The organism is Thauera sp. AutoDN2 (assembly GCF_051280715.1).
In the GTDB taxonomy this organism is placed as follows: domain Bacteria; phylum Pseudomonadota; class Gammaproteobacteria; order Burkholderiales; family Rhodocyclaceae; genus Thauera.
Window position 1 is genome coordinate 1 of record NZ_JBNCAR010000029.1, and the last position, 23,668, is coordinate 23,668.

Genomic DNA, 23,668 nt, shown 5'->3' on the forward strand with positions numbered 1-23,668 from the left:
CGCCAGCATCGAGCTGCCCGCGGCCGAGCGGCCCGACAAGGAGTGGATGTACCTGCCCGCCTTCGCGCTGATTGCGCTCGTGTGGGCGATGCAGAAGCCCCGCCAGCGCAGGCGTGCGGCCGAACGCGCCGCGGCGCTCGCCGATGAGCGCACGCAGGCCTGAGCCACTGATCCGTCCATACTGACCAGCCCTCACCGAACAGCCTTTCCTCCCACCCCCGACAGGAGACCCCGATGCGCTACGAAACCATCCTTTATGAACTGCGCGATGGCATCGCCGAGATCCGCCTCAACCGTCCGCAGCGGCTCAATGCCGTGACTCAGCAGCTCTATGACGAGCTCAACGATGCGCTCACCCGTGCCGAGCGCGACGGCAACGCGCGTGTGGTGCTGATTACCGGCGAGGGCCGCGCCTTCTGCGTCGGCGCCGACCTCAAGGCGCACAAGGCCGGCCGCACCGCCTTCGACCGCCGCCAGTATCTGAAGGGCGAGCAGGACGCCTGCCACCGCCTGCTGCACCTGGACAAGCCGGTGATCGCCGCGGTGAATGGCTACGCGCTGGGGGCCGGCGCCGAGATCGCGATCGCCTCGGATTTCCTGCTCATGGCCGAGAGTGCGCAGATCGGCCTGCCCGAGATCTCGATCGGCAATTTCCTCGGCGGGGGTGTGACCTGGCTGCTGCCGCGCCTGGTAGGGCTGGCCAAGGCGCGTGAGCTGGTCTTCCTCGGCGAGCGCATCCAGGGTGAGGAGGCGGTGCGCATCGGGCTGGCCAACCGCGTGTTCGCAGACGAAGGCTTTCTCGATACCGCGCGCGAGTTCGCGCGCAAGGTGGCGGGCAAGGCGCCGTTCTCGATGGCGCTGGCCAAGAAGCAGCTCAACCTGTCGGCCGAGCGCACGCTCGACGCCTGCCTCACCGCCGAGCTCGAGGGCATGATGTTCGTTGGTACGACGAAGGACTGGCAAGAAGGCGTGGATGCCTTTGCCGAGAAGCGCGCACCCGTCTTCAAGGGGGAATGACACGATGACCGAGACGACAATCCAGACCGCACCCGCCCACAAGAGCGCCCTGCACGACTTTCTCGCGCCCGACGCTATCGCCATCATCGGCGCCTCGACCGACCCCACCAAGCGCGGCTACAAGGCCATGGTCGGTCTGATCAAGGGCAACTACCGCGGCAAGGTCTACCCGATCAACCCCAAGGTGTCCGAGATCCTCGGCGTGCCCACTTGCGCCTCGCTCGACGATGTGCCCGGCCCGATCGACCTGGCGCTGATCTGCACGCCGGCCAAGACCCTGCCCGGGCTGATGGCGGAATGTGGGCGCAAGGGGGTGAAAGGCGCTGTGATCCTCGCCAGCGGCTTCCGCGAGACCGGCCCCGAGGGCGCGAAGCTCGAGCAGGAGGTGCTTGACGCCGCGCGTGCCGGCGGCGTGCGCATCATCGGTCCCAACACCTCGGGCATGTTCAACCTGCACAAGAACGTGAACCTGCTCGACCTGCGCACGGCCAAGCCGGGCGACATCGGCTTCATCTCGCAGTCGGGCAACATGCTGCTGTCGCTGGTGCTGGAGGCCGAGTACAACGGCCACGTGGGCTTTTCGACCTACGTCGGCCCGGGCAACCAGACCGATGTGGGCTTCAACGACTACCTGCGCTACCTGGGCGAGGACGAGCACACCCGCGTGGCCACGCTCTACGTGGAGGGCTTCCGCGACGGCCAGCGCTTCCTGCAGGCGGCGCGCGAGATCACGCCGGTGAAGCCGGTGGTGGTGTACAAGTCCGGTGCCACCGAGCTCGGCAAGAAGGCCGCCAGCTCGCACACCGGCGCGCTCGCCGGCAGCTACGCGATGACGGTGGATCTGCTGCGCCAGGTCGGCGTGAGCGTGGTGCACAACTCCGACGAGATCCTGCCCGTGGCCGAAGGCCTGGCGCTGATGCAGCAGGCGCGCGGCAAGCGCATTGCGGTGATCGCCGACGGCGGCGGTCAGGCGACCATTACTTCCGATCGCCTGTCCGAGGCCGGGCTGGCGCTGGCCGAGCTCTCCGAGGCTACACGCAAGCGCTTGGCTGAAGTCCTGTTCCCGCAAGCCTCGCTGGTGAATCCGGTGGACGTGGCGGGGAGTTCGGACGCCGACCCCGAAGTGCTCGCGCGCTGCGTGGAGATCGTGGCCGACGACGACAACGTGGATGCGGTGTTCCTGGTCGGCATGTTCGGCGGCTACCACACCCGCTTCGCCGAGTCGCTGCTGGGCGGCGAGATGCGCGCGGCGGAATCCATGATCGAGTTCGCCCGCCGCGGTGACAAGCCGCTGGTGATCTACAGCCTGTACGCGCCGGTCAAGCCGCCCGCGCTGCGCCGCCTGCACGAGGCCGGCGTGCCGGTGTATGCATCGATCGAATACGCGGTGAAGGTGCTGCAGGCGCTGGGTGAGCGCGGCCAGTACCTCGCCTGGCAGCACGGCCAGCCGCTGCAGGAAAGCGTGGCGCCCGACGAGACCATGCAGGCCATGTTCTCGCGCGCGCAGACCGAAGGCCGCGACCTGTACGAGTACGAGGCCAAGACCCTGCTGCGCACCCATGGCGTGGCGGTGGCGGGCGAGGTCGTGGCGCGCACGCCCGACGAGCTCGCCGCGGCGGTGGACGCGTTCGGCGAGCAACCGCTGGCGATGAAGGTCGTCTCCAAGGACATCCTGCACAAGTCCGACGCCGGCGGCGTCAAGCTCAACCTGGTCGGCGAGGCCGCGTTGCGTGAGGCCTTCGAGCAGATCATGGCGAGCTGCCGCGCCTACGACGCCAACGCCGACATCCGCGGCGTGCTGGTGACGCCGATGGCGAAGAAGGGCACGGAGGTCATCGTCGGCGTGGTGCGCGACCCGATCTTCGGTCCGGTGCTGATGTTCGGCCTCGGCGGCATCTTCGTCGAGATCCTCGAGGACGTGGCCTTCCGCGCCATCCCGCTGTCGCGCCGCGACGCCGAGTCCATGGTCGAGCAGCTCAAGGCGCGCAAGATCCTCGCCGGCGTGCGTGGCGAGCCGCCGGTCGACAAGGCCGCGCTGGTGGAGCTGCTGCTCAAGGTGTCGAGCATCGTCACCGCCTACCCGCAGCTCTCCGAGCTCGACCTCAACCCGGTCATCGCCTACCCTGAGGGCTACGCCGTGGTCGATGCCCGCATCATCACCAACCGCAGCGTGCTCAACCCCTGAGAGGACCGTCCATGAACCTGCCCCAGCTCACCGACGCGCTGCTCGACGTCGACAATCGCGTCGCCACCCTCACCTTCAACCGCGATGATCTGCGCAATGCGCTCACCGGCTCGGCGCTGATCGACGACCTCTGCGCCGTGGCCGACTGGATCAACGGTTGCGAAGAAGTCTCGGTGCTGGTGATGACCGGCGCCGGCGCGGCCTTCTCGTCCGGCGGCAACGTCAAGGACATGGCCGAGCGCGGCGGCGACTTCGCCGGTGACGTGGCCGAGGTCGCCACCCGCTACCGCCGCGGCATCCAGCGTATCCCGCTCGCGCTGCAGGCGGTGGAGGTGCCGATCATCGCCGCGGTCAACGGGCCGGCGATCGGCGCCGGCTTCGATCTCGCCAACATGGCCGACATCCGCATCGCTTCGACGAAGGCGAAGTTCGGCGAGACCTTCCTGAATCTGGGCATCATCCCGGGCGACGGCGGTGCGTGGTTCATGCAGCGCCTGATCGGCTACCAGCAGGCTTTCGAGCTCACGCTGTCCGGGCGCATCGTCGGCGCCGAAGAGGCGAAGGCGCTGGGCATCGTGCTCGACGTAGTCGAGCCCGAGCAGCTGCTGCCACGCGCCCGGGCCCTGGCCGCGCGCTTTGCCGCCCAGCCGCCCAAGGCCCTGCGCCTGACCAAGCGCCTGATGAAGATGGCGCAGCGCATGGAGCTGAAGGACTTCCTCGACCTGTGTGCGGCCTTCCAAGGCATGTGTCACAACGAGCCCGAGCACCTCGAGGCGGTGCATCGCATGCTGGCCGCGCAGAAGCGCTGAGCCATGCCCGCCGCCGCGCCCGCGGTGCGGCGGCACAGTTTTTCTTGCCCGGGTAAGCTGCTGTTTAAAATGTGAAATTCCGTGAAACACTGGCGCGGAACCTGTTCGCACGGGCGCTGAAGGCGTAAAATTACGCCCCTTGTTCACGCCTCGCAGCACGGAGCGCCTCATGCTCTACCCCACCCGTTTCGATGTCATCGTGGTCGGCGGCGGTCACGCCGGGACCGAGGCCGCGCTCGCCGCGGCGCGCATGGGCGCGGCCACGCTGTTGCTCACCCACAACATCGAGACGCTCGGCGCGATGAGCTGCAACCCCTCGATCGGCGGCATCGGCAAGGGCCACCTGGTCAAGGAGGTCGATGCGCTCGGCGGCGCGATGGCCGCAGCCACCGACGAGGGCGGCATCCAGTTCCGCATCCTCAACGCCTCCAAGGGGCCGGCGGTGCGCGCCACCCGCGCCCAGGCCGATCGCGTGCTGTACAAGGCGGCGATCCGCCGCCGGCTGGAGAACCAGCCGAACCTGTGGCTGTTCCAGCAGGCGGTGGACGACCTCACCGTGGTTGGCGACCGCGTGACCGGCGTGGTCACCCAGATCGGCCTGCGCTTCGAGGCCCCGGCGGTGGTGCTGACCGCGGGCACCTTCCTCAACGGTCTGGTGCATGTGGGGATGCAGAATTATTCCGCCGGGCGAGCGGGCGACCCGCCGGCGATCTCGCTCGGCGCGCGGCTCAAGGAGTTGGCGTTGCCGCAGGGGCGGCTGAAGACCGGCACCCCGCCACGGTTGGATGCGCGCACGATCGACTTCTCGGTGATGACCGAGCAACCGGGCGACGACCCGGTGCCGGTGTTCAGCTTCCTCGGTCGTCCCGAGCAACATCCGCGCCAGTTGCCGTGCTGGATGACGCAGACCAATGAAGGCACGCATGACGTGATCCGCGCCAACCTCGACCGTTCGCCGATGTATTCCGGTGTGATCGAGGGCGTCGGGCCGCGCTACTGCCCGTCGATCGAGGACAAGATCCACCGCTTCGCCGACAAGGACAGCCACAACATCTTCCTCGAGCCGGAAGGGCTGGAAACGCACGAGATCTACCCCAACGGCATTTCGACCTCGCTGCCCTTCGACGTGCAGTTGCAGATCGTGCGCAGCATCCGCGGCCTGGAGAACGCCCACATCCTGCGCCCCGGCTACGCGATCGAGTACGACTACTTCGACCCGCGCAACCTCAAGTCCAGCCTGGAGACGAAGTCGATCGGCGGGTTGTACTTCGCTGGCCAGATCAACGGCACCACCGGCTACGAGGAGGCCGCCGCGCAAGGCCTGCTGGCCGGCGCCAACGCCGCGCTGCAGGTGCAGGGCCGCGAACCCTGGTGCCCGCGCCGCGACGAGGCCTACCTCGGCGTGCTGGTGGACGACCTGATCACCCGTGGCGTGTCCGAGCCCTACCGCATGTTCACCTCCCGCGCCGAGTACCGCCTCTCCCTGCGCGAGGACAACGCCGACCTGCGTCTGACCGAGAAGGGCCGTGAGCTGGGCCTGGTTGATGACGAACGCTGGGCCGCCTTCTGCGCCAAGCGCGAGGCGATCGAGCGCGGCACCGCGCAGTTGAAGGCCGCGTGGGCGCGACCCGAGGCGATTCCCGCCGACGACCAGCAGCGCGTGCTCGGCAAGGCGCTCGAGCGCGAGCAGCGCTACTTCGAGCTGCTGCGCCGGCCCGAGACCAGCTACGCATCGCTGATGAGCCTGCCTGGCGCGCCGGAAGAACGCGAGACCGATGCGCAGGTCATCGAGCAGATCGAGATCGCTGCCAAGTACCAGGGCTACATCGACCGCCAGCAGGAAGAGGTCGCCAAGCAGGCGCAGGCCGAGGCCACCCGCCTGCCGGTTGATCTGGACTACGCGCAGGTGCGCGGCCTGTCCAAGGAAGTGCAGCAGAAGCTGAACCTGCATAAACCCGAAACCGTCGGTCAGGCCGGCCGCATCCAGGGTGTGACTCCGGCGGCCATCTCGTTGCTGCTCGTGTGGCTCAAGCGCCGCGACCTGGCGGCCCGGGCCGGTGGTGCAGCGAGCGATGAGGTGGTGCGGAGGCCGGCGGCATGAGCGGACGTCTGCAGGCCTACGCGGGCCAGCTGGGCGAGGGCATTGCCGCGCTCGGCCTCGCCCTGCCGCAGGAAACCGTAGATCGCCTGCTCGCCTTCGGCGAACTGCTGCTGAAGTGGAACAAGGTCTACAACCTCACCGCGATCCGCAATCCGCAGGAGGTGATCACCCACCACCTGCTCGACTCGCTGGCGGTGCTGCCGCATCTGGGCGCAGTGAACAGGCTGGCCGACATCGGCTCCGGTGGCGGGCTGCCCGGTGTGGTGCTGGCCATCGTGCATCCCGGGCTGATCGTCACCTCGATCGAGACCGTGGGCAAGAAGGCGAGCTTCCAGCAGCAGGCGAAGATCGAACTTGGCCTGGGCAACTTCGGCGTCCTCAACAAACGCGTCGAGCAGGTGCAGGCCGACGCCCTGCCCGGCGGCGCGGCCGACGGCGTGATCTCGCGCGCCTTCTCCAGCCTGGCGGATTTCGTGAACCTGTCCGGCCACCTCGTTGCGGAGGGTGGCGCGCTGTACGCGATGAAGGGCGTCAATCCGGCCGACGAGGTTGCTGCCTTGCCCGCAGGCTGGACCGTGACGGAGACCCATGCGCTGACCGTGCCGGGGCTGGACGCGGAGCGTCATCTGCTCGTCATCCGTCGCGCGTGACACTGCGCGGGGGTGATGATGTGCGTCACTCCGGCTGATGCGCCGCCGCATTGAAGTACACTCCGGGTTTCGCGCGATGCGCGCGGTCCCTGCAAATGGAATAGCCTGATTCGACCATGGCCAAGATTTTCTGCGTTGCCAACCAGAAGGGCGGGGTGGGCAAGACCACCACCTGCGTCAACCTCGCCGCTGCGCTGCAGCAGGCCGGGCAGCGCACGCTGCTGATCGATCTCGATCCGCAGGGCAATGCGACGATGGGCAGCGGCATCGACAAGCGCAGCCTGAAGAGTTCGATCTACCACTTGCTGGTCGGTCTGGTCGATCTGGCCGGGGTGCGCGTCACCTCGCCGACCGGCGGCTATGACGTACTGCCCGCCAACCGCGACCTGGCCGGCGCCGAGGTCGAACTGGTGAACCTCGACCAGCGCGAGAAGCGTCTGCGCAATGCGCTGGCCGCCTTCGATGCCGACTACGACTTCGTCCTCATCGACTGCCCGCCCTCGCTGTCGATGCTGACGCTCAACGGCCTGTGCTGCGCCAACGGCGTCATCATCCCGATGCAGTGCGAGTATTACGCGCTCGAGGGGCTGTCCGACCTGGTGAACACCATCAAGAAGGTGCACGCCAATCTCAATCGCGACCTCAAGATCATCGGTCTGCTGCGTGTGATGTTCGACCCGCGCGTGACCCTGCAGCAACAGGTCTCGGCGCAGCTCGAGGGCCATTTCAGCGATAAGGTGTTCCGCGCCATCGTGCCGCGCAACGTGCGCCTGGCCGAAGCGCCCAGTCACGGCATCCCGGGCGTGGTGTTCGACAAGGCCGCCAAGGGCGCCCAGGCCTACATGGCCTTCGCTCACGAAATGATCGAGCGCGCCAAGACCTTCTGAACCCGGACAAGACCATGAACAAACCCAGACTCAAGGGCCTCGGCCGCGGACTCGATGCGCTGCTGGCGGCCAATCAGGAAGACGAAGCCGAGAAGGGCGAGCTGCAGATGCTGCCCACAATCGCGCTGCAGCCGGGCAAGTACCAGCCGCGCACGCGCATGGACCCGGGCTCGCTGGAAGAGCTCGCTGCCTCGATCAAGGCGCAGGGCATCATGCAGCCGATCATGGTGCGTCCGGTGGGCGATGACGCCTATGAAATCATTGCGGGTGAGCGCCGCTGGCGGGCGTCGCAGATCGCCGGCCTGGCCGAGGTGCCCTGCCTGGTGCGCGACATCCCCGACGAAGCCGCGCTGGCGATGTCGCTGATCGAGAACATCCAGCGCGAGGACCTGAACCCGCTCGAGGAGGCCGGCGGCATCCAGCGCCTGATCGACGAGTTCGAGATGACCCACCAGCAGGCAGCCGACGCTGTCGGCCGTTCACGCCCGGCCGCGTCCAACCTGCTGCGCCTGCTGAACCTCGCCAAGCCGGTACAGGAGTTGCTGATGGCGGGGGACATCGATATGGGTCATGCGCGCGCGCTGCTGCCGCTTGATGGGGCCGGCCAGATCCAGCTCGCGAACCAGGTCGCTGCGCGCCAGCTTTCGGTACGCGATACCGAGCGCTTGGTGCAGCAGGTCCTTAACCCGCGCCAGAAGAAGCCCGCACCCCCGCCCGACCGCGACCTGCTGCGGCTGGAGGAGGAAGTCTCGGACGCGCTTGGCGCCACGGTGAAGATCAAGACCAGCAAGAAAGGGGCCGGCGAGCTCACGATCCGCTTCGGCAGCCTGGACCAGCTCGACGGACTGCTCGGTCGGTTGCGCTGAGCCTCCGCGGCTTCATTTGTTTTGCCGTGCCGTGCGAATGCCGCGTGCTTCGTCGACCCCGGCCAGCGGCACCAGTGCCGCGGCGAAAAGCGCGATGCAGAACAGCACTGCGCCCTGAAGCCCGAACAGCCACTGCAGCAGGCCTACGGCGAAGATGCCGAAGATCGCCGCCAGCTTGCTGAACAGACCCCAGAAACCGAACAATTCGGCGGCGCGGCTCTCCGGGGCGAACATTCCGACCAGTGCCCGTCCGACCGACTGGCTCGAACCCAGGCTCAGCCCCGAAAGCAATCCTGCAAAGAGGAACACCCGCTCCGCCTCCAGCGTCAGCCCCAGCGTGGCGTTGAGGGTTGCCGTCAGCGCTTCCACGAAGTAGATCGCGAGGATTGCGAACACCCACAGAAGCAGACTGAGCGCATACGTGACGCGACCGCCGATGCGGTCCTGCAGCGCGCCGAAAGCGAGCGCACCGAGAAGGGCGGTGATCTGGACGATCACGAACATCTGCGCGCGGGTGGCTTCGCTCCAGCCGATCACTTGCGCGCCGTAGATGAACGAGAAGGCCACGATCACATAAACGCCGGCCATCGCGAACAGGATGGAGATGAACAGCCGGAACAGATCGGGAAACTCTGCCACCGAATGGACTGTCCGCAGCAGGCGCCCGTAGGCGCTGAAGATCACCGCGGGCTGCAGTGTGCGATGTCGACCGCAGGCCGGTTCGCGCAGCCAGATGAAGGTCGGGATGGCGGCGAGCAGGAAGAATGCAGCTGCGAAGGGGCCCACCCAGCGGATGCGCTCGAAGTTCTCCGCGCTGACCTCGCCCAGGAAGGCGAGCACGAATCCGGCCGATACCAGCCCGCCTGCGTAGCCGAGCGCCCAGCCATAGCCCGAGATGCGCCCAAGCTCCGTGCTGTCGCCAAGAAAGGGTAGAAAGCTCGCGATGAAGGACTCGCCGGCGGAATACGCGGCGTTGGAGAGCACGATCAGCACGAAGCCAAGCCAGACGTGGCCGGGCTCGACGAAGTAGAGCATGCCGGTGCTGGCTACCGTGAGCACGTAGCTCGCGAAGAGCAGGCGCTTCTTCGCCTGCGCGTGATCCATTACCGCCCCGAGCAGGGGGGCGCTCACCACCACGATGGCGTAGCTCAGGCACAGCGCCGCGCTCCACAGCAGGTTGCCCAGACGGTAGCCGGGTGCGTCGCCCACCACGATGCGCGTGTAGATGTCGCCAAACACCACCGTGATGATCAGCAGCGTGTAGGCCTGGTTCGCAAAATCGAACATGGCCCAGCCGAAGATCTCACGGCGGCTGGCCTTGCGGGTTCTGATCATCCTGCTTCCCTGGAGCGCGCTGAAATGGATCCTCCTGCCGCGTTCAGGCGTCGTCAAGTGGTACGCTGAGCCCTCCGTCTTGTATAAGATACAAAACCACGTTCCCTGTACTATGCTGCATTGCACCGGAAGTTTGACTTTGCTGCGGTTAACCCCTACCATCCGCGGGATTTTGGGCGGTCGCCAGCGCCGTGCGCGCTGACGCGACAACACCGATGCTTAAAGCTGTCATACTGCAGTTGGTCGCAACACTCGTTGCAGTGCTGCTCTCGGGCGCGCTGTTCGGCGTTGCTGGTGCGATCTCCGCCGCAGGGGCAGGTTTGGCATGCGTGCTGCCAAGCTGGATGTTCGCGATGCGCTTGTCGGCCATCACGCGCAAGACCGGTTCGGCGACTGTGACCGCCTTCGTCGCAGGCGAGTTCATCAAGATCGCCTCGATAGTGGGATTGTTGGTGCTCGTGTGGGCCGTCTACCCTGACCTCCATTGGGGGGGCATGCTGGTCGGCCTGATCCTGGCACTTAAGGCGAATTTGTTTGCATTTTTGGTAAAGACCTGACCATGGCTACAGAAGGGCACGCCCCCACCGCATCCGAGTACGTCATTCACCACCTGACGCACCTCAACAACACCGGACACGCGCAAGAAAACATCGTCGACTGGAGCGTGATCAACATCGACTCGATGTTCTACTCGATCTCGCTCGGCCTGCTCACCGTTTTTCTGCTGTGGCTAGCAGCCCGCAAGGCCACCTCGGGTGTGCCCGGACGCTTCCAGGGTTTCGTCGAGATGCTCGTCGAGATGGTCGCAGACCAGGCCAAGGGCATCGTCCATAGCGCGGAATCGCGCCGCTTCGTTGCCCCGCTCGCGCTCACGGTGTTCGTGTGGATTTTCCTGATGAACGCGATGGACCTGCTGCCGGTCGATCTTCTGCCGCGGATCTGGGAGGGTGTGTACGCCGCCGGCGGTGGTGATCCGGCCCACGCCTACATGCGCGTCGTCGCAACTGCGGATCTTTCCGCGGCGCTGGGCATGTCGACCGGCGTGCTGCTGCTGTGCCTCTACTACAACATCAAGATCAAGGGCGTGAGTGGCTGGGTTCACGAGCTTTTCACTGCGCCCTTCGGCAGCCACCCGCTGCTCTACCCGGTCAATTTCGCGATGCAGATCATCGAGTTCGTCGCCAAGACGGTCTCGCACGGCATGCGACTGTTCGGCAATATGTACGCAGGCGAGCTGGTCTTCATCCTGATCGCGCTGCTCGGTGGTACGGCCACGGTCTTCGGCTTCCTGGGCCATGTCGTCGCAGGCACCGTGTGGGCGATCTTCCACATCCTGATCATCACGCTCCAGGCCTTCATCTTCATGATGTTGACGCTGGTGTATGTCGGTCAGGCCCACGAAAGCCACTAAGTTCCGGTTTCATCTTCAACGCAGTACCTGGTTTTTAAACTCACTTCCCCACTAAGGAGTCGTCATGGAAAACGTTCTGGGTTTTGTTGCTCTGGCTGCTGGTCTGATCATCGGTCTGGGTGCCATCGGTGCTTGTATCGGTATCGGCATCATGGGTTCCAAGTACCTCGAAGCCTCGGCCCGTCAGCCCGAGCTGATGAACGCGCTGCAGACCAAGATGTTCCTGCTCGCCGGCCTGATCGACGCCGCGTTCCTGATCGGCGTTGGTATCGCCATGATGTTCGCCTTCGCCAACCCGTTCCAGCTCTGATCGGTTCGAGTTCATCCTTTTTTGAACCAACCTGAGGGCCAAGAACCGTGAATTTGAACGCAACCCTGATAGCCCAGCTCGTTGTGTTCTTCATTCTGGCGTGGTTCACGATGAAATTCGTGTGGCCGCCCATCGTGAAGGCACTGGATGAGCGTGCGAAGAAAATCGCCGACGGGCTGACAGCTGCGGACAAGGCCAAGGCCGATCTGGCGCTCGCCGAAAAGAAGGTCGTCGAGGAACTGCGCAAGGCCCGCGAATCCGCGGGTGACGTGCGCGCCTCCGCTGAAAAGCAGGCGAGCCAGCTGATCGACGAAGCCCGCGCCGAAGCCAGCCGCATCATCTCCGCCGCCCGTGAGGCCGCCGAGACCGAAGCCGGCGCCGCCACCCAGCGTGCCAAGGAAGCCCTGCGCGACCAGGTCGCTCATCTGGCGATCGCAGGTGCAGAGAAGATCCTGCGCCGCGAGATCAATGCCGAGGTGCATGCTGAACTGCTTGCCAACCTGAAACAGGAACTGCACTAAGTCATGGCCGAGAACGTCACCATCGCGCGCCCTTATGCGGATGCCGCCTTCGAGCTGGCTCGCGGGGCAGATGCGCTGGGGCCTTGGTCGGAAGCGCTGGACCGGCTTGCCTTCGTGGCGGCCGACTCCGGCATGAAGGCGTGTTTCAGCGACCCCAGTCTGTCGTCGAGCCAGCTCCATGAGCTGGTGCTCGGCGTTGCCGGGGACCTGACCGCCGAGCAGCAGAATTTCGTTCGTGTTCTCGTGGACAACGACCGTCTGCTGGTGCTTCCGGAGATCCGTGACCTGTTCGTTCAACTGAAGAACGAACACGAAGGCGTCCTGGAGGCCCAAATCGCCTCCGCCTTCCCGCTCGACGATGCCGCGCTGGCAGCGTTGAAGGCAGACCTCGAAGACCGCTTCAAGGCCGCCGTCAATGTCAATGTCAGCATCGACCCCGAACTCATCGGTGGGGTCCGCATCGCCGTGGGCGACGAAGTGATCGACGCCTCGGTCCGCGGCAAGCTCGCGAACATGGCCGCTGCGCTTAAGAACTAGGAGCATACATACATGCAACTCAACCCCTCTGAAATCAGTGATCTGATTAAGAGCCGGATCCAGAACCTGCAGCTCGCTGCCACGTCGCGCAACGAGGGCACGGTGGTTTCCGTCACAGACGGTATCTGCCGCGTTCACGGTCTGACCGACGTCATGCAAGGCGAAATGCTGGAGTTCCCCGGCAACACGTACGGCATGGCGCTCAACCTCGAGCGTGACTCCGTCGGCGCGGTGGTCCTCGGCGAGTACGAGCACATCACCGAAGGCGACATCGTCAAGGCGACCGGCCGCATTCTCGAAGTGCCCGTCGGCCCCGAGCTGGTCGGCCGCGTCGTGAATGCGCTGGGTCAGCCGATCGACGGCAAGGGCCCGATCAACGCCAAGCTCACCGACAAGATCGAGAAGGTCGCTCCGGGTGTCATCGCCCGTAAGTCGGTTTCGCAGCCGGTGCAGACCGGCCTGAAGTCGGTCGACTCGATGGTGCCGATCGGCCGTGGCCAGCGCGAGCTGATCATCGGTGACCGCCAGACCGGCAAGACTGCGGTCGCGGTCGACGCGATCATCAACCAGAAGGGCCAGGACATGTACTGCGTGTACGTGGCCATCGGCCAGAAGGCTTCGACCGTCGCCAACGTCGTGCGCAAGCTGGAAGAGAACGGCGCGATGGAATACACCATCGTCGTCGCCGCCACCGCGTCGGAATCGGCTGCCATGCAGTATCTGGCCGCCTACGCCGGCTGCACCATGGGCGAGTATTTCCGCGACCGCGGCATGGATGCGCTGATCGTCTATGACGACCTGACCAAGCAGGCCTGGGCCTACCGCCAGGTTTCGCTGCTGCTGCGTCGTCCGCCGGGCCGTGAAGCCTACCCGGGTGACGTGTTCTACCTGCACTCCCGCCTGCTCGAGCGCGCCGCGCGCGTCAACGAAGACTACGTTGAGAAGTTCACCAACGGCGAAGTCAAGGGCAAGACCGGTTCGCTGACCGCTCTTCCGGTCATCGAGACGCAGGCCGGCGACGTGTCCGCCTTCGTGCCGACCAACGTGATCTCGATTACTGACGGTCAGATCTTCCTGGAAACCGACCTCTTCAACGCCGGTATCCGTCCCGCGATCAACGCCGGTATCTCGGTGTCCCGCGTCGGTGGCGCCGCGCAGACCAAGGTCGTCAAGAAGCTGTCCGGCGGTATCCGTACCGACCTCGCGCAGTATCGCGAACTCGCCGCGTTCGCCCAGTTCGCCTCGGATCTGGACGATGCGACCCGCAAGCAGCTCGAGCGTGGCCGCCGCGTGACCGAACTGATGAAGCAGGCCCAGTACTCGCCGATGTCGATCGCCGACATGGCCATCGTGCTGTACGCGGTGAACAACGGCTACTTCGACGACGTTGACGTGGGTCGCGTGTTGGCCTTCGAGGCTGCGATGCTGCAGTTCGTCAAGACCAAGCAGGCTGCTCTGGTCTCTTCGATCCTGAGCAAGAAGGAACTGGACGCCGACGGCGAAAAGACCCTGGCTGCTGCGATCGCCGAGTTCAAGAAGAGCTGGGCCTAAGGCCGGCGAGGGAGACGGAATATGGCTAGCGGTAAGGAAATCCGTACCAAGATCAAGAGCGTGCAAAACACGCGCAAGATCACCAAGGCCATGGAGATGGTGGCTGCGTCCAAGATGCGCAAGGCGCAGGACCGGATGCGTGCTGCCCGCCCCTTTGCCGAAAAGATCCGCCGACTCGCCGCGAACCTGTCCCAGGCCAATGTGACCGACTACAAGCACCCCTTCCTGGTCCGTAAGGACCAGGTCAAGCGGGTGGGCTTGATCCTGGTGACCACCGACAAGGGTTTGTGCGGTGGCCTCAACACCAACGTCCAGCGTATCGCGCTCAACGCGATGAAGGACTGGGAGTCCTCGGGCGTGACCGAGATCCGTGCCTGCGCAATCGGCAACAAGGGTCTGGGCTTCATGCAGCGCATGGGCGCCAAGGTGGTGTCGAACGTCACCCAGTTGGGTGACACCCCGCACCTGGAAAAGCTGATCGGTCCGGTCAAGGTCATGCTCGACGCGTTCCAGAACGACGAGCTCGACGCGGTTTACCTGGCCTACACCCGCTTCGTGAACACTATGAAGCAGGAACCGGTGCTTGAGCAGTTGCTCCCGCTCACCGGCGAGAAGCTGGGCACGCCCGACAGCTCGTGGGACTATCTCTACGAGCCGGATCCGCAGGTTGTCATCGACGAGCTGCTGGTACGTTACGTCGAGGCGCTGGTCTATCAGGCCGTGGCCGAGAACATGGCATCCGAACAGAGCGCGCGCATGGTGGCAATGAAGGCCGCTTCCGACAATGCCAAGAACGTGATTGGCGAACTGCAGCTGGTCTACAACAAGACCCGCCAGGCCGCAATCACGAAGGAGCTGTCGGAAATCGTCGGCGGCGCCGCCGCGGTGTAACGGATTATTGATTTAAGGATATGACGATGAGTCAAGGTACGATCGTTCAGTGCATCGGCGCCGTGGTGGACATCCAGTTCCCGCGCGAATCGATGCCCAAGGTGTATGACGCCCTGAAGCTCGAGGACGCTGCCGACTCCTTCGCCGAAGCTGGCCTGACCTTCGAGGTCCAGCAGCAGCTCGGCGACGGCGTGGTGCGCACCATCGCGCTGGGTTCTTCCGACGGCCTGCGCCGCGGCATGAAGGTTTCCGGCACCGGCAAGCCGATCTCCGTTCCGGTTGGTCACGGCACGCTGGGCCGCATCATGGACGTGCTGGGTCGCCCGATCGACGAGGCCGGCCCGATCGAGACCGACGAGCTGCGCGCGATTCACCAGAAGGCGCCGAAGTTCGACGAGCTGTCGCCGTCGGTCGAGCTGCTCGAAACCGGCATCAAGGTGATCGACCTGATCTGCCCGTTCGCCAAGGGCGGCAAGGTGGGCCTGTTCGGTGGCGCCGGCGTTGGCAAGACCGTGAACATGATGGAGCTGATCAACAACATCGCGAAGCAGCACTCCGGTCTGTCGGTGTTCGCTGGCGTGGGTGAGCGTACTCGTGAGGGTAACGACTTCTACCACGAGATGAAGGACTCCAACGTTCTCGACAAGGTCGCGATGGTGTTCGGCCAGATGAACGAGCCCCCGGGCAACCGTCTGCGCGTGGCGCTGACCGGCCTGACCATGGCCGAGCGTTTCCGTGACGAAGGCCGTGACATCCTGTTCTTCGTGGATAACATCTACCGCTACACCCTGGCCGGTACCGAAGTGTCCGCGCTGCTGGGCCGTATGCCTTCCGCGGTGGGTTACCAGCCGACGCTGGCCGAGGAAATGGGCCGTCTGCAGGAGCGAATCACCTCCACCAAGGTGGGCTCGATCACGTCGATCCAGGCAGTGTATGTGCCGGCGGACGACCTGACCGACCCGTCGCCTGCGACCACCTTCCTGCACCTGGACTCCACCGTGGTGCTGTCGCGTGACATCGCCGCGCTGGGTATCTACCCCGCAGTCGATCCGCTCGACTCCACCTCGCGCCAGCTGGATCCGCTGGTCGTGGGTGAAGAGCACTACGGTGTCGCCCGCCAGGTCCAGCAGACCCTGCAGAAGTACAAGGAACTGCGCGACATCATCGCGATTCTGGGCATGGATGAACTGTCGCCGGAAGACAAGCTCGCCGTGGCCCGTGCGCGCAAGATCCAGCGCTTCCTGTCGCAGCCCTTCCACGTGGCGGAAGTGTTCACCGGTTCGCCCGGCAAGTACGTCTCGCTGAAGGATACGATCAAGGGCTTCAAGATGATCGTCAGCGGCGAACTGGACAGTCTGCCGGAACAGGCCTTCTACATGGTCGGCAACATCGACGAGGCCATCGAGAAGGCGAAGAAGCTGCAGTAATTCGTCCGCCCGCGCGGTACCTCGGTGCCGCGCGGATTTGAAAAGGAAACGACATGGCTATGACGGTTCACGTCGACATCGTCAGCGCGGAAGAGCAGATCTTCTCCGGGCTGGCGGAATTCGTCGCGCTGCCTGGCGAGACGGGTGAACTCGGCATCCTGCCTGGACACATGCCGCTGATGACCCGGATCAAACCGGGTGCGGTGCGGGTGCGTGCCCAGAATGCGACTGAAGAGGAACTCGTCTTCGTCGCGGGTGGCCTGCTGGAGGTTCAACCGGGTCTGGTGACGGTGCTTGCCGATACCGCGATTCGGGGCAAGGATCTGGACGAAGCAAAGGCGCTCGAAGCCAAGCGCAAGGCAGAGGAAGCCATGGCGAACCAGACCGCACGTCTGGACTACGCCAAGGCCCAGGCTGAGCTCATGGAGGCGGTTGCGCAGTTGGCCGCAATCCAGCGTCTGCGTAAGCGCGGCCACTGATCGCAGCCGCTAGCAGCAAAGAAGCAGCCTACGGGCTGCTTTTTTTTCAGATGTTCTGCGCGCGACCCGTCAGTGCTTCCGTTCCAGCTTCGTGACGCGTTTTTCCAGACGTGCAAGGTCGTCCCGCAAGGCGATGAGCTGCTGCGTGAAGGGAACAAGGAAGGCACGGGGAGTCAGCACGGAGGCCTCCTCGGTCAGGTATTCTGCAAGGCTGCCGCCAGCACGCTCCATCGAGCGTTTGCCTTCATCGAGCACCTTGCGTCCACTGCCCACAATCCGGTGCGCGGCAATGTCCCCGAACAGGCGGGACAGATCCTCTTCTGCGTCCCAGCGCAGATGGCGGAACACGAAGCCGAGCGCCTCGGCAAACTCGGCGTTACCTTCGATGCGCACATGGCGCATCGCCGAGCCGAGGCCACTGGCAAGCAGTTGCGGCAGTTCCGCGAGTGCGAAGCGGAGCGTGACTTCGGGCTCGCATTCGCCCGCCCACTCTGCAAGATGCCCATCGGCCGCGATGCAGAAGCTGATCTCCCCGAGCGGCGCAAGCGCCAGGCGTGCGGTGCGTCCGGCGTGAGGCTGCAGGCGCTGACGTGCCCAGCCAGATTGGGAGAGGAGATGGTTGGTGCCGGAGAGAAAGACGCTGGAAAGCATGGTTCAAGCCTTTTCTGGGGACGGCGGGCGATGCATTGGCTGGCCTTGGCGTAGCGACCACCTGGGCAGACTCCGGCATGAAAAAAGGATCGCGCCCTGAGGCGCGATCGTGACCTTCAGCCGTCGCGTGCGTACGAGCGGCCCGCGAGCCGCGTCACAGCGCCCGCCGGCTTACTGAGACTGCTGGACCCCAGCGATCAGCCAGCCGCCGCTGCCGGCAAGCGGCTTGGTAAGGTGCCAGATTTCGCTGAAGGCTTCCGGCGCCGCGTCCGTCTGTTCGCGAAGCAGACCACTGAAGCGCACGCTGACCACGTAGCGGCTGTCCTCTTCGGCCACGTCGATCACCTCTGCATCGAGTTCGACCACGTCGGTGCGCTGTTCTGCCCCGCGACGCTCGTTGATCTGCATGGCGAGCTCCGCGAACACCTCGGGGGTGGTGAACTCGCGCAGGTCGTCGAGGTTGCCGGTGTCGTTGGCCGCCTGCAGGCGGATGAAGTTGAGCTTGGCCTGGCGGGCGAAGCCGTCGGCGTCGAAGCCGGACGCGCGGGCCCGTTCAAGGCCGGTGTTGGCCGGGGCGCCCGACGTCAGCGGCTGTTGTGCCTGAAAGGCAGCGGGTGCGCCGCTGCCCGCCTGTGCGCCTGCGTACTGCAGGCCACCCTGGCGGCTGGATGCGCCCCCGCGACGGAAGATCAGACGGAACAGGAAGAAGGCTGCCGCAGCGAGCAGGAGCAGCATCACGAAGTTCGCAAAGCCCTCGCCGAGGCCGAGGTGCGAGAACAGCGCGGCGAGACCGAGACCCGCTGCGAGGCCCGCGATCGGGCCCATCCACGAGCGTTTGGGCTGCGCGGCCGCGCCAGCGGTTGGGGCCTGCTGCTGCGTGGCGGCGGGCTGACGTGGTTGCTGCGCCGGCGGGGTGGCGTTGCGCTTCATGCCGAAACTGCTGCCGCCCCCAAGGCGCTTGGCTTCGGCTTCGGGAACCGCAAAGCCGAACGATACGACGGCAACCAGCAGCGTGATGAGAAGGTGCTTCATTGTGCGTTTGTCTCCAGGTTCAGATCTTGTAACCGCGGTGCAGGGCGACGACGCCTGCCGTCAGGTTGAAGTAGTCGACCCGGCCGAGGCCGGCTTGTTCCATCATCGCCTTCAATTCTTCCTGACCGGGGTGCATGCGGATGGATTCCGCCAGATAGCGATAGCTGTCCGCATCGTCTGCCACCTTCGCGCCCATCCAGGGCAAGAGCTTGAAGGAGTACAGATCGTAAATCGGCGACAGCGGCTTCCAGACGCGCGAGAACTCGAGTACCAGCAGGCGGCCGCCCGGACGCAGCACGCGCCGCATCTCCGCGATGGCTGCGTCCTTGTGGGTCATGTTGCGCAGGCCGAAGGCGACCGTGACACAGTCGAACCAGTCGTCCGGGAAGGGCAGCTTCTCGGCATTGCACTGTGCTGCGGGCATGGCGTAGCCGCGGTCGACCATGCGGTCTCGGCCGATTGAAAGCATGGCGTGGTTGATGTCCGTCAGCCACACCTGTCCGCTGCGGCCCACCTTGCGTGCGAACGCAAGCGAGAGATCCGCAGTGCCGCCGGCGACGTCGAGCACGCGGTCGCCCTCCCGCACGCCCGAGATCTGGATGGTGAAGTGCTTCCACAGACGGTGCAGTCCGAAGGACATGAGATCGTTCATCACGTCGTACTTCTGCGCCACCGAGGAGAAGACCTCGGCCACCTTCTTTTCCTTCACTTCCTCGGCGACGGTCTCGAAGCCGAAATGGGTCGTCTTGTCACGCATGATCTGCTCAGTGTTGATGGCCGCACCCGCCCTTGGCGCGGGCAGGCGGAGTAGGGACCTTGGCGGGGTCGCGCGTGCCACCGTTGCGCTCCAGCGCCTCCAGGTACGCGCTCCAGAGTTCTTCCTGGTGGCTGGCGATGGAGTACAGGTAGTCCCATGAATACAGCCCGCTGTCGTGGCCGTCGGAGAACACCGGCTTGATCGCGTAGTTGCCGACAGGGTGGATGTCGACGATGTCCACGTCGCGTTTGCCTTGCTGCAGGGTTTCCTGCCCAGGACCGTGTCCGCGCACTTCGGCCGACGGCGAATAGACGCGGAGGAACTCGAAGGGAAGCGTGAAGCGGCTGCCGTCGTCGAAGGCAATCTCGAGAAGCTTCGACAGGCTGTGCAGGGTGATCTCGGTAGGGATCGGAGTGGTTTCGTCGAGTCCGGCCATGGCGTCAATCCCGGTTCAGGGGCCACAATCATACCCGAATCGCCGGAGCTGGTTTCCGGCCAGTCGGGCGCGGGTCTGTTTCGCTTCCATGACCTGTCATCAAAGCGTCAAGGACCTGCAATACACTGCGCCTGCCGACAACAGGGAGTTCAGGCATGCCAGCGAACATTCTTCTCGTGGAAGACGAGCCTGCGATCCAGGAGCTGATCGCCGCCAACCTGGCGCGCGCCGGTCACCATGTGGTGCGCGCCGCCGATGCCGAAACCGCACAGCGCATCGTGCGCGAGGCGCTGCCCGATCTCGTCCTGCTGGACTGGATGCTGCCCGGTGCCTCGGGCGTGGAGTTCGCACGCCGCCTGCGTGCCGACGAGCGCACGCGCGAGCTGCCGATCATCATGCTCACCGCACGCGGTGAGGAGCAGGACAAGGTCACCGGTCTGGAGATCGGTGCCGATGACTATGTGACCAAGCCGTTCAGCCCGCGCGAACTCGTCGCGCGCATCAAGGCGGTGCTGAGGCGCCGCGCGCCGCAGGTCACCGAGGACGCGGTCGAACTTGGTGGGCTGCGTCTGGACCCCGCCACCCACCGCGTCACCGCAGGAGAGGCTGCGCTGTCGCTCGGGCCGACCGAGTTCCGCCTGCTCCACTTCCTGATGACGCATCCGGAGCGGGTCCATTCGCGTGCCCAGTTGCTGGATCAGGTCTGGGGCGACCACGTATTCGTCGAGGAGCGTACGGTCGATGTCCATATCCGCCGGCTGCGGAGCGCGCTTGAGGCCAGCGGTCATGACGGGCTGATCCAGACCGTGCGCGGCAGCGGCTATCGCTTCTCGGTCCAGGTGGCGAACCCCGCCACCCCTGCCTGAGGCCGAGGCCGCCGCCCGCGATGCCCATGAGCCGGCTCTCCCTCCGCTTCGTCACCCTTGGCGTTGCCACGCCGGTCGTTGCGCTCTTCGGGCTCGCCGCGCTCGCCGGGCTCTATCGCGGCGCCGATGCAGCGCTGGCCCTGATCTTCGTGGGCTTCCTCGGCGCATCGATCATGCTCGCACGCAACCTGCGACTGCTGGTGGCGTGGGCGCGTCAGCCCGTCGGCACCCCGGCGCCGCAGGGCGAGGGCCTGTGGGGGCAGGTTTTTGCCGAGCTGGGTGGTCGCATCCAGCGTGAGTGCGAGGTCAAGGAGCGCCTGTCCGCCGAGCTCGGGCGGTTCCAGCAGGCCGCGATGGCGATGCCGGACGGTGTGATCTACTTGGGCGAGGACGACCTCATCGAGTGGATGAACCCGATGGCCGAACAGCATTTCGACCTCGACCGCCGCAACGACCTGCGCGCGCCGCTGCAGAACCTCGTGCGTCAGCCTGAATTCGTTGCTTATCTCCGGTCCCGTCATCCGGCCGAGCCGCTGGTGATGCACCCGGCGCGGCGACGCGACCGCAGCCTGCAGATCGAGGTGGTTCCGCTCGCGGCGGGGCGACGCATGGTGCTCTCGCGCGATGTTTCACAGCTCGAGCGTCTGGAGAACATGCGGCGGGACTTCGTCGCCAATGTGTCGCACGAGTTGCGCACTCCGCTTACGGTGGTCGGCGGCTTCCTCGAGACGCTGATAGACGGCCTGGACGATTTCTCGCGTGAGGATGTCGTTCACTTCCTGACCCTTGCGAGCGAGCAATCCACCCGCATGCAGCGGCTGATCGAGGAACTGCTCACCCTGTCCGCGCTCGAGACCGGTGCGCCAGGAGTGGGCGAGGCGCCGGTGGATGTATCCGAACTGGTGGACGAAGTGTTCCGGGAAACCGAGCTGCTGTCGGCGGGTCGTCACGAGATTCGTCTCGCGCTCGATGGGGGGGGCGAACTGCTCGGGAGTCGCAAGGAGCTGCACAGTGCGTTCTCCAATCTGGCGAGCAATGCGGTGCGCTACACGCCTGCGGGGGGGCACATCGAGATCGGCTGGCGAGCGGGCGCGGGGGGCGGCGAGTACTGGGTACGCGATGACGGCATCGGCATCGATCTGGTGCACATCCCGCGTCTCACCGAGCGCTTCTACCGCGTGGACCGGAGCCGCTCGCGGGAGACGGGGGGCACCGGTCTGGGGCTGGCGATCGTCAAGCACATCGTCACCCGCCACCAGGGTGAGCTGAAGATCGAAAGCCAGCCGGGCGCGGGAAGCCGGTTTGCGATCCTGTTCCCGGCTTCGCGTCTCAAGTCTGGCTGAGCGGCTGGTCCACGGCGTCGAAACTGCACTGGTCGAAGTTGGTGCCGCGCAGCAACAGCTTGCACAGCTTCAGGTGGCGCATCTGGTCTCCGTCCCGGATCTCGATGCCGCGGTCGGCTTGGAACCACATCGAAGGCAGCACGAGGGATGCCGGTGTCTTGAGTGCCGGCGAGGCCGGCAGCATGAAGGCCTGATGGAATGGGTTTCGCCCGCCCGGCGCTAGCTGGCGGGCCGCCACGACGCGAGGAATTCCCGGCAGGATATTGATGCCGATCTCAAGTGTGCTGTCCTCGCGGTACATCAGCCAGCTCAGGTCGGCGAGGAGGATCTTCTCACCGTCGTGCGGGTCGATGCCGATGAGCTGGTGGTGCTCGAGCCGGGCTGCATCTCCCCGGCTCTGCAGGCGGAACCCGCCCACCGACTGGTCGAGCAGATCCCAGCTCTCCAGATCGAAGCCCAGGTTCATCGCCTGTTCCTGGCGGCGTTGCTGCGCCTTGTCCGGATTGTCCGCCATCGGAACCCGTTCACCGAAGGTGAAGAGCGAGATGTCGTCGCGCAGCTTGCCTTTGGGCGCTTCGGTTGCAGGTTGCTGGAACAGTTCGCCCTTGATTGCGAAGCCGATCGCAAGCCAGTCCCCCGTGAGTCCAATCTCGCCGCTCTTGCTGCGGCGTGGGAAGCGTCGCCCGGAAGAGGCCAGACCCCAAGGGCGGTACAGGGACAGCAGCAAGCGCGCGCACGCATTGGTCGGACAGTCTTCGCCCAGGCCGAGTGAAGCGGGTTTGACACCACGTTTGAACTGCGTCAGCACGGCCTGGATCTGGCTGGCCAGCGCGCTGCCGTCGAAGCGCAGCAGCGAGTCGGTGCGCTGCATCAGACCGAGGGGCTTGAGGCCGCAATCGTGTTCGGTGTCGATGCCATAGGCGGTGGGCTTCTGTCCGTCGAAGCTGCGGTCGAGGGTGCAGTAGGGTGCGAAGCGCTGTGCCCAGCGCACCACCCAGTTCAGTTCTCGTTCGCTGCGGCCATAGGGGTTCGCCAACTCCACCAGCAGCGTGGAGATGTAGGCCTCGTGCGGGCTCTGTGCGCGCCAGATCTCGTTGAGTGGCTCTCCGACCCGCACGCGCGCGACACCGTTGTGCACGGCAGCTGCGTACGCGGCATGAACGGCCTGCCAGGTGCCCGCCGACACCCCGCGGTGGGCACGGAAGTGCTCGATCAGCGCCTGACCCTCATAGAACAGGCAGCGCTGGGCCAGCAGTGCGCGCTGGTCGTCAAGCAGGCCTACAGGGCTGCTGGCTTCGGCAAGACGCGCGTATGACTTTGCCATCGCCTTCCACAGCCCGGTGACCCGGCCGAAGTCGTTGTTCTCGTCCTGATTGGGGGGCAGCGGGCGGGTGCAGTAGGTGCGTGCCAGTTCTCCCTGGACGAAGCTCAAGGTTTCACGTGCGGCCTCCAGCACCTCCAGGTGCTGGTTGGGCGCCGGCCGGGCATGCAGGAGCCCGTCGATGATGCGGACCAGGGTTGCGTGGGTGGTACGGAAATCGATCGGATGCAGCTTTTGCAGGAGTTCCAGGCAGAAGGCGGGTTGTGCGTAGTCCATGGGCGTCCG

General features: G+C 65.4%; 25 protein-coding genes. 19 read left to right on the forward strand and 6 right to left on the reverse strand.

All coding sequences use genetic code 11. The features are described from left to right. The first annotated feature begins 13 nt into the window (after positions 1–13). The 8 genes from ACPT9U_RS13920 (at position 14) to ACPT9U_RS13955 (ending at position 8,515) form a co-directional block, all read left to right on the forward strand. The gene (locus tag ACPT9U_RS13920) at positions 14–163 is read left to right on the forward strand and encodes a DUF3394 domain-containing protein (RefSeq protein WP_435751387.1); all 150 of its coding nucleotides are present in this window, start codon (positions 14–16) and stop codon (positions 161–163) included. 71 nt (positions 164–234) lie between these two features. Beyond that, on the forward strand, positions 235–1,017 hold the full coding sequence (locus ACPT9U_RS13925; protein ID WP_435751361.1) for an enoyl-CoA hydratase/isomerase family protein: 783 nt from the start codon (positions 235–237) through the stop codon (positions 1,015–1,017). 4 nt (positions 1,018–1,021) lie between these two features. Next, on the forward strand, positions 1,022–3,202 hold the full coding sequence (locus ACPT9U_RS13930) for an acetate--CoA ligase family protein (RefSeq protein ID WP_435751362.1): 2,181 nt from the start codon (positions 1,022–1,024) through the stop codon (positions 3,200–3,202). An 11-nt stretch (positions 3,203–3,213) separates the two neighbouring features. Next, positions 3,214–4,011: an enoyl-CoA hydratase-related protein gene (locus ACPT9U_RS13935; RefSeq protein WP_435751363.1), complete on the forward strand. Its 798-nt coding sequence runs from the start codon at positions 3,214–3,216 to the stop codon at positions 4,009–4,011. Positions 4,012–4,180: 169 nt separating this feature from the next. Further along, positions 4,181–6,112 carry a tRNA uridine-5-carboxymethylaminomethyl(34) synthesis enzyme MnmG gene (mnmG, locus tag ACPT9U_RS13940; protein WP_435751364.1) on the forward strand — a complete coding sequence of 644 codons (1,932 nt, stop codon included), beginning with the start codon at positions 4,181–4,183 and terminating at the stop codon, positions 6,110–6,112. Next, positions 6,109–6,762, forward strand: coding sequence for a 16S rRNA (guanine(527)-N(7))-methyltransferase RsmG (rsmG, locus tag ACPT9U_RS13945; RefSeq protein ID WP_435751365.1), 654 nt, complete (start codon positions 6,109–6,111; stop codon positions 6,760–6,762). The genes mnmG and rsmG overlap by 4 nt, the downstream gene beginning before the upstream one ends. A 116-nt stretch (positions 6,763–6,878) precedes the next feature. Continuing rightward, complete coding sequence (locus tag ACPT9U_RS13950; protein WP_435751366.1) at positions 6,879–7,649, forward strand: ParA family protein; 771 nt, start codon at positions 6,879–6,881, stop codon at positions 7,647–7,649. A gap of 14 nt (positions 7,650–7,663) precedes the next feature. Beyond that, entirely contained in the window at positions 7,664–8,515 is an 852-nt protein-coding gene (locus ACPT9U_RS13955) for a ParB/RepB/Spo0J family partition protein (RefSeq protein ID WP_435751367.1), read from the forward strand. A gap of 12 nt (positions 8,516–8,527) precedes the next feature. Here ACPT9U_RS13955 and ACPT9U_RS13960 read toward each other — a convergent pair whose 3' ends face one another. Beyond that, positions 8,528–9,850 carry an MFS transporter gene (locus ACPT9U_RS13960; RefSeq protein WP_435751368.1) on the reverse strand — a complete coding sequence of 441 codons (1,323 nt, stop codon included), beginning with the start codon at positions 9,848–9,850 and terminating at the stop codon, positions 8,528–8,530. Positions 9,851–10,065: 215 nt separating this feature from the next. Here ACPT9U_RS13960 and ACPT9U_RS13965 point away from each other — a divergent pair, with 215 nt between their 5' ends. The 9 genes from ACPT9U_RS13965 (at position 10,066) to ACPT9U_RS14005 (ending at position 16,977) form a co-directional block, all read left to right on the forward strand. Next, on the forward strand, positions 10,066–10,407 hold the full coding sequence (locus ACPT9U_RS13965; protein ID WP_418364381.1) for an ATP synthase subunit I: 342 nt from the start codon (positions 10,066–10,068) through the stop codon (positions 10,405–10,407). A gap of 2 nt (positions 10,408–10,409) precedes the next feature. Further along, entirely contained in the window at positions 10,410–11,261 is an 852-nt protein-coding gene (gene atpB, locus ACPT9U_RS13970) for a F0F1 ATP synthase subunit A (RefSeq protein ID WP_418364382.1), read from the forward strand. A 64-nt stretch (positions 11,262–11,325) separates the two neighbouring features. Then, on the forward strand, positions 11,326–11,571 hold the full coding sequence (atpE, locus tag ACPT9U_RS13975; protein ID WP_002925444.1) for a F0F1 ATP synthase subunit C: 246 nt from the start codon (positions 11,326–11,328) through the stop codon (positions 11,569–11,571). Positions 11,572–11,618: 47 nt separating this feature from the next. After that, complete coding sequence (locus tag ACPT9U_RS13980) at positions 11,619–12,092, forward strand: F0F1 ATP synthase subunit B (protein WP_418364383.1); 474 nt, start codon at positions 11,619–11,621, stop codon at positions 12,090–12,092. 3 nt (positions 12,093–12,095) lie between these two features. Next, entirely contained in the window at positions 12,096–12,629 is a 534-nt protein-coding gene (locus ACPT9U_RS13985) for a F0F1 ATP synthase subunit delta (protein ID WP_418364384.1), read from the forward strand. 12 nt (positions 12,630–12,641) lie between these two features. After that, entirely contained in the window at positions 12,642–14,180 is a 1,539-nt protein-coding gene (atpA, locus tag ACPT9U_RS13990; protein WP_418364385.1) for a F0F1 ATP synthase subunit alpha, read from the forward strand. 21 nt (positions 14,181–14,201) lie between these two features. Continuing rightward, positions 14,202–15,071 carry a F0F1 ATP synthase subunit gamma gene (gene atpG / locus ACPT9U_RS13995; RefSeq protein WP_094269682.1) on the forward strand — a complete coding sequence of 290 codons (870 nt, stop codon included), beginning with the start codon at positions 14,202–14,204 and terminating at the stop codon, positions 15,069–15,071. Positions 15,072–15,097: 26 nt separating this feature from the next. Next, positions 15,098–16,498: a F0F1 ATP synthase subunit beta gene (atpD, locus tag ACPT9U_RS14000; RefSeq protein ID WP_418364386.1), complete on the forward strand. Its 1,401-nt coding sequence runs from the start codon at positions 15,098–15,100 to the stop codon at positions 16,496–16,498. A gap of 53 nt (positions 16,499–16,551) precedes the next feature. Then, positions 16,552–16,977, forward strand: a complete 426-nt coding sequence (locus tag ACPT9U_RS14005) for a F0F1 ATP synthase subunit epsilon (protein WP_418364387.1) — start codon at positions 16,552–16,554, stop codon at positions 16,975–16,977. A gap of 69 nt (positions 16,978–17,046) precedes the next feature. Here the strand turns inward: ACPT9U_RS14005 and ACPT9U_RS14010 are convergent, their stop codons facing one another. The 4 genes from ACPT9U_RS14010 to ACPT9U_RS14025 form a co-directional block, all read right to left on the reverse strand. After that, a complete protein-coding gene (locus tag ACPT9U_RS14010) occupies positions 17,047–17,628 on the reverse strand; it encodes a ubiquinone biosynthesis accessory factor UbiJ (protein ID WP_435751369.1) in 582 nt (193 codons plus the stop codon). Between the two features lie 171 nt (positions 17,629–17,799). Next, entirely contained in the window at positions 17,800–18,660 is an 861-nt protein-coding gene (locus ACPT9U_RS14015; RefSeq protein ID WP_418364389.1) for a Tim44 domain-containing protein, read from the reverse strand. 19 nt (positions 18,661–18,679) lie between these two features. After that, positions 18,680–19,417: a bifunctional demethylmenaquinone methyltransferase/2-methoxy-6-polyprenyl-1,4-benzoquinol methylase UbiE gene (gene ubiE, locus ACPT9U_RS14020; RefSeq protein WP_418364390.1), complete on the reverse strand. Its 738-nt coding sequence runs from the start codon at positions 19,415–19,417 to the stop codon at positions 18,680–18,682. A gap of 7 nt (positions 19,418–19,424) precedes the next feature. Beyond that, the gene (locus ACPT9U_RS14025; RefSeq protein ID WP_435751370.1) at positions 19,425–19,853 is read right to left on the reverse strand and encodes a gamma-butyrobetaine hydroxylase-like domain-containing protein; all 429 of its coding nucleotides are present in this window, start codon (positions 19,851–19,853) and stop codon (positions 19,425–19,427) included. Positions 19,854–20,008: 155 nt separating this feature from the next. Here ACPT9U_RS14025 and phoB point away from each other — a divergent pair, with 155 nt between their 5' ends. Then, the gene (gene phoB / locus ACPT9U_RS14030; RefSeq protein ID WP_435751371.1) at positions 20,009–20,719 is read left to right on the forward strand and encodes a phosphate regulon transcriptional regulator PhoB; all 711 of its coding nucleotides are present in this window, start codon (positions 20,009–20,011) and stop codon (positions 20,717–20,719) included. Positions 20,720–20,745: 26 nt separating this feature from the next. Then, entirely contained in the window at positions 20,746–22,062 is a 1,317-nt protein-coding gene (gene phoR / locus ACPT9U_RS14035) for a phosphate regulon sensor histidine kinase PhoR (RefSeq protein ID WP_435751372.1), read from the forward strand. Here the strand turns inward: phoR and ACPT9U_RS14040 are convergent. After that, complete coding sequence (locus ACPT9U_RS14040) at positions 22,049–23,659, reverse strand: hypothetical protein (RefSeq protein WP_435751373.1); 1,611 nt, start codon at positions 23,657–23,659, stop codon at positions 22,049–22,051. The genes phoR and ACPT9U_RS14040 overlap by 14 nt on opposite strands. Positions 23,660–23,668: the final 9 nt, after the last annotated feature.